This is a genomic window from Bacteroides sp. AR20, assembly GCF_964250605.1.
GTDB classification, from domain to species: Bacteria; Bacteroidota; Bacteroidia; order Bacteroidales; family Bacteroidaceae; genus Bacteroides; species Bacteroides uniformis.
The window spans coordinates 1-952 of record NZ_CAXUGK010000074.1; the positions used below are offsets into that span (position 1 = coordinate 1).

At 48.1% G+C, this 952-nt stretch carries 1 protein-coding gene; it reads left to right on the forward strand.

The features are described 5' to 3' along the window. The first annotated feature begins 102 nt into the window (after positions 1-102). The gene (istB, locus tag ACESTD_RS18425; protein ID WP_016272400.1) at positions 103-879 is read left to right on the forward strand and encodes an IS21-like element helper ATPase IstB; all 777 of its coding nucleotides are present in this window, start codon (positions 103-105) and stop codon (positions 877-879) included. Positions 880-952: the final 73 nt, after the last annotated feature.

Here is a 952-nt window from a genome sequence, read left to right on the forward strand (position 1 = left end):
GCCTCACAGACATTGGACACACTTTCGGCGATGATCGGATGTGGCGCCACACAACAACCTGTAAACAAAGTTACCGTCTAACAACATAAAAATTGCATAGCAATGGAACAAAACGAAAATCAAGACTCCATACGCGAACGGATACGTGCGTATGCCTTCGACCTCAAACTCCCTCTGGTACGACGCGACATCGACCTGCTTATACAGCAAGGACTTGATGAACGATGGAACCTGTGGATGTTCACGGCCGAACTCCTGCGTCAGGAAAAAGAAAACCGCTCGGAGAACCAGCGTCGGCATCGCATCAAAAATGCCGCGTTCCCACAGTTGCGATACCTCAACGAAATAGACACGGACGCGCTTCCGCCAGAAGCGCGGAAGGCCTTGCCAAACCTTGAGACACTTGATTTCATCAAGGAAGGGCGCAACCTTATACTATACGGGAATCCCGGTACCGGAAAGACCCATCTGGCTACAGCCTTGGGGATTGCGGCCTGTAACGCGGGATACTCCGTACTGTTCACTTCCGTGCCCAGACTGCTTACGCAGATAAGGGAATGCCGGAACGCAATGACACTAAGGGCACTCGAGAACAAGTTCGAACGATACGACATGGTCATCTGCGACGAGTTCGGATACGTTTCTTGTGACAAGGCGGGAGCGGAGATGTTGTTCAACCATCTGTCACTCAGAACTGACAAGAAAACAACCGTCATTACAACAAATCTCGCATTCAACAGATGGGACGAGATTATTGCAGACAAAGTACTAGTTACAGCAATGGTAGACAGGCTAACGCACAAGGCGATTCTACTGAACATGACGGGAAAATCGTACAGAATGAAAGAAACACAAGATATGATAAATAAACAAATTTAATTAACTTTGCAAAACCTATCGGGTGGTACACGTTTCAAATGCTACCCGGGTCCCTTTTCAAGTGTTAGCTACA